Source organism: Flavobacterium sp. (genome assembly GCF_044376915.1).
Lineage (GTDB): Bacteria > Bacteroidota > Bacteroidia > Flavobacteriales > Flavobacteriaceae > Flavobacterium.
Genome location: NZ_JBILKB010000008.1, coordinates 36426 through 43795, shown reverse-complemented (window position 1 = coordinate 43795; position 7370 = coordinate 36426). Strand labels below are relative to the sequence as shown.

The window sequence follows — 7370 nt, the reverse complement described above, 5'->3', positions numbered from 1 at the left end:
TTTAGGATAAGGATAATCAAAAGTATGATGCGAATAGGTTTTTAAAGTATGAGCCACTGCTTTTGTAGACAAATCGCCCCAAAGTGGATTTGCTTCTTTAGGATAAACTGAAATTGCCAATGGCTTGTTGGTTGGCAAATTAACGGCCATCGCATCAATAATGAATTTTCTAGATGTTGAAAATCCGAAATCTCTAACATTTTGTGCTTTAAATCTCCATGTTTTTTTCTGTTCAGAAAATCCTTTTTCGGCTTGTATTGCTTCTTCTTGAGTTACAATTACTACTGGCTTATCAAATGTAGTTTCGGCCAAAGCCCAACGCTTCATTTGTTCGGGAGTATATACTTCACTTTTGTTTTGAATCACTCCAGTTCCTTCCATTATGTGATCGGCAGGCACTGTAATATTCACTTCATAATCTCCAAAAGTAAGCGCAAACTCTCCTCTTCCCCAAAACTGCATATTTTGCCATCCTTCCACATCGCTGTAGACTGCCATTCTTGGATAAAACTGAGCCATCACATACAAACGGTTTCCATCAGGGAATTGTTCATATCCAGAGCGTCCGTTGTTAACTTGCTCTTGGTAATTGACTATATTGTACCACCATTTGATCGAAAAAGTTATTTTTTCACCATTTTTTAATGGCTTTGCTAAATCAATACGCATCATGGTTTGGTTAATCGTATAATTCATGGGATTTCCCTTGGCATCATTTACATATTCAATATTAAATCCTCCTTGAAATGGCTTTTCCATAAATTTTTTAGCAAACCCATCGGTTGATATTGATTTGCTCAACGATTCGCTTTCTGCTAACGGGGTCTTTGAATCGGGTCGTTCAATATTTTGATCCAATTGTACCCACAAATACTCTAATGACTCTGGAGCGTTATTATGATAGGTAATCGTTTCCGAACCGTATAACTTCTTATTTTTATCGTCCAATTCCAAATTCATTTTATAGTCAGCCTTCTGCTGATAATAAGCTGGTCCTGGAGCACCCGATGCCGTTCTATACATATTAGGCGTTGCCATTTCGTTATACATTTGACGAAATTTATTTTCATCATAATGTCCCAGTTCACGCTTTTTCTCTTCTGTTTTTACTTCTTGAGCCATAGTCCCTAAAGCAACCGTTAAGGTTAATAAAGCACTAAGTAGAATTGATTTTTTCATAATATAGTTGGTCGTTTTAATAGTCAATTTTTTCGTTAAACTTTGTATTTGTCATCAAAAAGCTCTTTTTGTTACCGTTGATATTGGTATGCACAATGTTTTGCTGTTCTTGAAAGGTTTCTGTTAATAATGAATTGTAAATTTCGAAGGTATTTATTTTTTTTGAAATGGCAATTTTTGTGTAAATAATTATCACATCACCATCTATTTCTTTTGCTAAATATTCGATTCGTTGTAGTTTATTATTGATCGAAACTTTAATTTTTTCAGTGATATATTGCTTTATCCATTCTTCTGCTTCTGGGAGTTCATTCGAAGTAGTAATGTTTGGCTTTTGCTTGAATTTTTTTGTTAGAGCCTTTTCGAAATCATCAATGAAAATTCGTGAGGTAATTTCAACACGCTTTTTTTGAGGCACTAAATCCATTTGAGTAACAGCTACATAATATTTGTGGGGTGTAAATGAACTACAAACGATCCAACATAAAAGCAAAATTCCTATGATATACTTAATTTTCATTTGGTAAAAATACAAATTATTCTTTTTGATTTTGCTTTTTGAATTCGGCAGCTTTTTGAATTAAATATTCTATTAATTTCAACTCGTTTTCTGGCTTTAATAAGGGCGATAATTCATAAACATTTAGTTCAGAAAAACCCATAAACATCGGTATATCTTCATTTTTGATTTTTAAAGTTTCCACAAAAAAGTTGTGTGAAAACCGTTCAAATAAATGATCGGAATACGATTTTGATTGCAAATTTTTAATTCTTCGCTCTTCAAAAACACGCTCTGAATTCTTTTTTGGATTTGTCTTTAGGCCAACTAAATTTACTATTCCAACCACTACTAGTCCCAGTAAATTTACTCCTGTTGGTGCAAAAACATTGGGCATAGCGGTATTTACAGGTGCACCAGTTCTTACGTCATCCTCATAATGCATTATTTTTTTTGCATCAATTAAAGCAAAACCATCTCCGTATACTTGAATACGATTGGTATCTTCGGATAAATTGCCCGATAAAGTATATGGCGTAATAACGAGTTCATCCAATTCTGTTATTTTTACGTGCAATCGAATTTCTAATTCTTCCTTCCAAAAATCTTTATGAGACAATATGTATCGTTGTGAAATAAACGACTGACTTTCAAAAAACAAAGTGTCGGTGGCTCTTGCGCGAATTGAAAACTTACCGTCAATATCAGTTATTGCTTTAAGATTTGACGAAATATTACGAACAGTAACAGCTTCAACATCAAACGAATCAACCACGACAATACCGCGAAGGACCTTGCGTTCAATTCCTTGAGAAAACAAATAAGGCCCTACGAACAAACTTAACAACAATAACGTTTTCATAATTGACAATTTAAGTACTATTTAAACCCTTGTAATTCGCGATATTTTGAAGCCAATTCAGAAAGTATAAACGAAGCCATCGTATAATTTTTAACTTTCATAGACGAGGCAAAACCTTCATTTTCTGAAGCATAAAATATGAATCCATCTACATATTCTTCCGGTATTTTAAGAGTATTGATGATATATTCTTTATCATACTTATTAGCTAATTTAACTTGAAGCCTCTCTTTTTTTTCTACTTCTAATTCTTTCTTGAGCATACTGGTTCGCCCGCTAATGGAATTGATGAGTCCGTCGACACTCATTCCTCCCAATGGAATCAACAGCGGACTGTACCATTTAAATTCGCCCGCAGCTATTAATTTTCGCTCTGCAGGTGTGTAGGTTCTTTGTCCTTTTGGAACAATTCCTAAGGATTCGGCGTTAATACTTTTATAATCAATAATTGCGAGTTCTTTGAGTTGGGTTCGGTGCAATTGCATCGGAATAAAAACTAAATTTTCGCCAAAATCTTGTTCCGAAATTATATGTTTGGTTGGCGTAAAATTAAAACCAATAAATTTCAACGTATCATTTGGTTTTCCTTGGATCCTAAAATATCCGCCACGTTGAGAAAAGGTTTCCTCATTAGACGTATTGTTTTTAATTAATATCCCTTCAACATCCATAGCTTCAGAAACTATTTTTCCACTTACAAACCTCGTGTTTTGCGAAAAGCCGCAAACCGAAATCATATAAATTAAATAGAATAGACTCCTCAGCATTATGCTTTTTTTGAATATTTTTGTAAATGTAGGAAATCATCCTTAAAAGGAAATCCTAACAAGATGATAAACTTTTGTTAATACAAAGCCTTACTTTTGCAAAAAAAGAACCATGAAAAAAATTTTAATTGCCAGTACCTCAACCCTGCATAATGGAAGTTATTTAGATTATTTATTACCCGAATTAAAACTGTTTTTCAAAAATTGTACAGAAATAATATTCATACCTTATGCGCGTCCAAGCGGAATATCTTACGACGATTACACACAAAAAGTAGCTCAGGCTTTTAGTAAAATTTCGATTACTGTCAGAGGTATTCACGAATTCGAAAATCCTATAAAAGCCTTAGAAAAAGCTCAAGGTGTTTTTACGGGAGGTGGCAATACTTTTCTATTAGTAAGCCAATTATACGAAAACAACCTTATGGATACTTTGAAAGAAGTAGTTAAAAATGGAATCCCTTATTTAGGAACCAGTGCAGGAAGCAATATCTGTGGTTTAACGATGAGTACAACTAATGATATGCCCATAATATATCCACCAAGTTTTAAAACTTTAGGTTGGTTACCTTTCAATATCAATCCACATTATCTAGATCCAATTGAAGGATCAATGCATATGGGAGAAACGCGTGAAACAAGAATTCAAGAGTTCCATCACTTAAATACAGTACCTGTAATTGGTTTAAGGGAAGGGAGTTGGTTAGCAGTGAACGGAGATTCTATTGTATTAAAAGGCAATTTAACTGCTCGAATTTTTAAGAGAAATGAAACGCCATATGAAGTTTCACCCGGAACTGAACTGAATGAGTTGAAATAAAAAAGCCTTGCAAATTGCAAGGCTTTTTTATTGGAGCGGAAGACGAGGCTCGAACTCGCGACAACCAGCTTGGAAGGCTGGAGCTCTACCAACTGAGCTACTTCCGCAGGTGATAATTTTTAAAACTTTATCTTGTTTTGGAGCGGAAGACGAGGCTCGAACTCGCGACAACCAGCTTGGAAGGCTGGAGCTCTACCAACTGAGCTACTTCCGCAAAAAAGTAGTTAATTACTTATTTTGTGGGTGCAAATATACTCCAAAAGTTTTTTGAATTGCAAATTTTTAAACATATTTTTTTAAATCCTTTGTTATAAATTTGGGGCTAAGAATTGATGCTTTCTTAATTCATTAAAAAATAAATAGTTAGCTATACATGATCCTTCCCATTCATTATCAAGAAACCTATGTAATTCGTCAAGAAGTATTGCGAAAAGGGAAGCCTATTGAAACCTGTTATTTTACAGGCGACACTGAAAAAAGCACAGCGCATTTTGGATTCTTCCATGAAGAAAAATTAATAGGTGTAATTTCTGTTTTTAATAGCCCTTCAACGCTTTTTCAAGAGAAATCACAAATTCAGATTAGGGGAATGGCAGTTTTAGATAAATTTCAGCAAAATGGAATTGGAAACCAACTCTTACTGCATGCTGAAAATTATTGCAAACAGCAAAAGGTGGAGATTATTTGGTTCAATGCGCGAGAAAAAGCTGTTCAATTTTATAAAAAAAATGCCTACAAAATTTTAGGCGATGCATTTGAAATTCCTGAAGTGGGTATGCATTTTGTAATGTATAAACAAGTTATGGAATACTAGTATATAAGGACTAATTGCTATGAAAAAAATAATTTTTCTGTTTTCATTATTTGTACTCACTTCTTGTTTTAAGGAAACAAGAACACAACCATTTGAAAACAACAATCAGAGAGACAGTGTGCATAATGTAATTATTAGACCCGTGAATCCGGAACTCTTGAATGATACAACAGATAGTGTGCGCTTGTACTATCAAAAAATGAATTTTTACGAAATTTGGTATTTGGATGAAAACCGAAACGCTTTACTCGCCGAAATAAAAAAGTGCGGTGAAGATGGCTTAAATCGAGATGACTATGAATACCAAACACTAAAAGAATTAGAAAACAAAAGAAAGCACCTTTCAGAAAAACAACAAATAGCATATGACATATTATTGACCCAATCTTTTGAAAAATTAGCATTGCATTTGTATAAAGGAAAATTAAATCCAAAAACACTTTATTCGAATTGGGACTTACATCCAAAAGAAATTGCGCTTTCAGATTACCTAATTAAAGCTGTTAAGAAGCAAAAAGTAGCGTCAACTTTAAAAGAACTAAAACCGAATCACATTGTATATCAATTGCTTAAAAAAAGCTTAGTAACACTGGACGCATTTCCAGATATGCCTTTTTCAACAATTTATAGTTCCAAAAATAAAATACAACTTAACGATACCCTACCTGAACTGGTTAAAATTAAAAAACGATTGACATATTGGAAAGACTATACCAATCCGGATAGTATATTTACTTGGGCTTATGATTCAATTACATATAAAGCGGTAAAAAAATTTCAGAAAAGGCATGGATTAAAACCAGACGGAGTGATTGGGAAAGGAACAATTTATGCCTTAAATTTCACAAAAAACGAACGAAAAGAACAAATATTTGCTAATTTAGAACGTTGGCGTTGGTATCCTAAAGATTTAGGTGATCAATATCTCCTTGTAAATCTGCCCGAATATACCTTGAATTATGTGTCTCATAATGATACCGTTGCAACACATAAAGTTATTGTTGGAACCGCTAAAAGAAGCACTCCAATATTGAGTTCAAAACTATCTAATTTTGTTTTTAATCCAACGTGGACTATTCCCCCAACAATCATTAAAGAAGACCTACAGCCAAGTGCGGCAACCAATAGAGAATATTTTGCTGCCCGAAGATTAACCATATATAATACAGAAGGAAAAGAAATTAGTCCTAGTGAGTGGAATCCAGATAAAGCTAATAATTATCGCTATGTGCAAGAACCAGGCTATAACAACTCTTTAGGCTTGGTGAAATTTAATTTTCCAAATCATCACACAGTTTATCTCCACGACACCAATCACCGAGATTATTTTACCAAAACAAATCGCGCTTTGAGTTCGGGCTGTGTACGAGTAGAACACCCTTTAGAATTGGCTCAACAAATTATAGCACAAGAGTATCCTGAGCGAAATGCGAAAGAATGGATTGCATCCTTACTAAAAAATAAAAAAACGAAATCAATTTCCGTAAAGAGTACAATCCCAATTCATCTTTTTTACTGGACCAGTTGGATAGAAGGCAGCCAACTGCAATTTAGACCTGATATTTATTTACTGGATAAAGAATTGGCTAAAAAATTACGACAATAATTTGGCCGCTTGAAGCGGCTTGCGAGAAGGATGAAAAATGAACAAACAGGATTTGTTTTTGATCAATTCTATCATTTGCAAATGCACTTCAATTGGCACTGCCGGACAACCTAAACTTCTACCTATATAACCTTGTTTTTGGGCTAATTTTTTATTGACGTAATCGGCTCCATGAAGCACTACCGCTCGCTCACGAGCATTATGATTGATCCCGTATTCTAATCCGTCGAGGCGCAAAGAAACACCGTGTTTTCCCTTATACACTTCTCCTGTAAGATAAAATCCTAAACTACTTTTAAAGGAATCATTTTCATTTGAAAAATCGGTTGCATAGGCAAGACCCGAATTTCTTCCATGGGCTACTAATGATTTCAAAACAATTTGTTGGCAACTCATATCAATAACCCACAAACGTTCTTCTGAAGAAGGCAAACTAAAATCAATTACCGTCAATAAATCATTTTCTAGTCGTCCTTGCTGTTTTATTTGCTCATATCCTTGAAAGGCCGCTAAAAAAACATCAAATTTTGGCAACGAAAAAGAATTTAAATCTAAAGTTTCGTAAATCGATTTGCATCTAAATTCTAATGAATTTGATGAATTTGACGCTATTATATTAGCATCCGCAACATAAGAACGCTTCCTTGAAGACTCATATGAGCTAAAAGAAAACAATACTACAATCAGTACGGGTATAATGCGGTAAATCATAAATTTTTTTCGTTAACAAAACTTTGAAAGCTCCAAATATATTTATTAAAAAATCAATATCCAATAAAAAAATGTTTTTTATCGATTATTTGTGTATTTCATCGATTATTTA

General features: G+C 33.8%; 7 protein-coding genes, 2 tRNA genes and 1 pseudogene. 3 read left to right on the top strand and 7 right to left on the bottom strand.

The window, feature by feature from the left end:
- From ACIQ6Z_RS01755 to ACIQ6Z_RS01740, 4 genes and pseudogenes are all read right to left on the bottom strand, one after another.
- Positions 1-1179: pseudogene (locus tag ACIQ6Z_RS01755) on the bottom strand (M1 family peptidase); the annotation flags it as partial.
- A gap of 16 nt (positions 1180-1195) precedes the next feature.
- The gene (locus tag ACIQ6Z_RS01750) at positions 1196-1699 is read right to left on the bottom strand and encodes a DUF6702 family protein (protein ID WP_396209216.1); all 504 of its coding nucleotides are present in this window, start codon (positions 1697-1699) and stop codon (positions 1196-1198) included.
- Positions 1700-1715: 16 nt separating this feature from the next.
- Positions 1716-2540 carry a hypothetical protein gene (locus ACIQ6Z_RS01745; protein ID WP_396209215.1) on the bottom strand — a complete coding sequence of 275 codons (825 nt, stop codon included), beginning with the start codon at positions 2538-2540 and terminating at the stop codon, positions 1716-1718.
- A gap of 17 nt (positions 2541-2557) precedes the next feature.
- Entirely contained in the window at positions 2558-3277 is a 720-nt protein-coding gene (locus ACIQ6Z_RS01740) for a hypothetical protein (RefSeq protein WP_396209214.1), read from the bottom strand.
- Between the two features lie 142 nt (positions 3278-3419).
- Here ACIQ6Z_RS01740 and pepE point away from each other — a divergent pair, with 142 nt between their 5' ends.
- On the top strand, positions 3420-4127 hold the full coding sequence (pepE, locus tag ACIQ6Z_RS01735; RefSeq protein WP_396209213.1) for a dipeptidase PepE: 708 nt from the start codon (positions 3420-3422) through the stop codon (positions 4125-4127).
- Positions 4128-4158: 31 nt separating this feature from the next.
- Here pepE and ACIQ6Z_RS01730 read toward each other — a convergent pair.
- Positions 4159-4234, bottom strand: a tRNA-Gly gene (locus tag ACIQ6Z_RS01730).
- 31 nt (positions 4235-4265) lie between these two features.
- Positions 4266-4341: transfer RNA gene (locus ACIQ6Z_RS01725), tRNA-Gly, on the bottom strand.
- Between the two features lie 159 nt (positions 4342-4500).
- Between ACIQ6Z_RS01725 and ACIQ6Z_RS01720 the strand changes: the two genes are divergently transcribed.
- Together ACIQ6Z_RS01720 and ACIQ6Z_RS01715 are read left to right on the top strand one after the other, a co-directional pair.
- Positions 4501-4941 (top strand): GNAT family N-acetyltransferase, encoded by a 441-nt coding sequence (locus ACIQ6Z_RS01720; protein WP_396209212.1) that lies wholly within the window; start codon positions 4501-4503, stop codon positions 4939-4941.
- Positions 4942-4960: 19 nt separating this feature from the next.
- Entirely contained in the window at positions 4961-6547 is a 1587-nt protein-coding gene (locus ACIQ6Z_RS01715; protein ID WP_396209211.1) for a murein L,D-transpeptidase, read from the top strand.
- Here ACIQ6Z_RS01715 and ACIQ6Z_RS01710 read toward each other — a convergent pair.
- Entirely contained in the window at positions 6536-7258 is a 723-nt protein-coding gene (locus ACIQ6Z_RS01710) for a murein L,D-transpeptidase catalytic domain family protein (protein WP_396209210.1), read from the bottom strand. The genes ACIQ6Z_RS01715 and ACIQ6Z_RS01710 overlap by 12 nt on opposite strands.
- Between the last annotated feature and the right edge of the window lie 112 nt (positions 7259-7370).

What these genes read in the sequence shown, in the direction of transcription:
- ACIQ6Z_RS01740 (WP_396209214.1), bottom strand. Translation starts at nt 3,277, where the DNA reads ATGATTTCGGTTTGCGGCTTTTCGCAAAACACGAGGTTTGTAAGTGGA.
- pepE (WP_396209213.1), top strand. Translation starts at nt 3,420, where the DNA reads ATGAAAAAAATTTTAATTGCCAGTACCTCAACCCTGCATAATGGAAGT.
- ACIQ6Z_RS01720 (WP_396209212.1), top strand. Translation starts at nt 4,501, where the DNA reads ATGATCCTTCCCATTCATTATCAAGAAACCTATGTAATTCGTCAAGAA.
- ACIQ6Z_RS01715 (WP_396209211.1), top strand. Translation starts at nt 4,961, where the DNA reads ATGAAAAAAATAATTTTTCTGTTTTCATTATTTGTACTCACTTCTTGT.
- ACIQ6Z_RS01745 (WP_396209215.1), bottom strand. Translation starts at nt 2,540, where the DNA reads ATGAAAACGTTATTGTTGTTAAGTTTGTTCGTAGGGCCTTATTTGTTT.
- ACIQ6Z_RS01710 (WP_396209210.1), bottom strand. Translation starts at nt 7,258, where the DNA reads ATGATTTACCGCATTATACCCGTACTGATTGTAGTATTGTTTTCTTTT.
- ACIQ6Z_RS01750 (WP_396209216.1), bottom strand. Translation starts at nt 1,699, where the DNA reads ATGAAAATTAAGTATATCATAGGAATTTTGCTTTTATGTTGGATCGTT.